Origin of the sequence: Nostoc sp. (genome assembly GCF_036917635.1) — a bacterium.
GTDB lineage: Bacteria > Cyanobacteriota > Cyanobacteriia > Cyanobacteriales > Nostocaceae > Nostoc.
The window spans coordinates 1-380 of record NZ_JBALCW010000069.1; the positions used below are offsets into that span (position 1 = coordinate 1).

General features: G+C 41.6%; 1 protein-coding gene. It reads left to right on the top strand.

The genetic code is table 11. From position 1 onward, the window contains the following. The coding region (locus V7K32_RS16940; RefSeq protein ID WP_334994996.1) for a hypothetical protein at window positions 1–380 on the top strand (380 nt) is incomplete at both ends.

Consider the following 380-nt stretch of genomic DNA (forward strand, 5'->3'; position numbering starts at 1 on the left):
GCAGCCAACACCGCCATCGGCACATTCAGCAGCACCGACCCAGATAGTAACACCTTCACCTATAGCTTAGTTAAAGGTACTGGCGATACTGATAATAATGCCTTCACAATTAATGGCAATAGCCTGCAAATTAATACTTCCCCCAATTTTAAAACAAAATCCAGCTACAACATCCGTGTAGAAACTAAAGATGCTGGGGGACTAACTTTTGAAAAACCATTAACTATCAACATCAATGATGTTAATGAAGCACCTACAAATTTGGCATTAAGTAAAACAAATGTCGATGAAAATGTGGCAGCCAACACCGCCATCGGCACATTCAGCAGCACCGACCCAGATAGTAACACCTTCACCTATAGCTTAGTTAAAGGTACTGG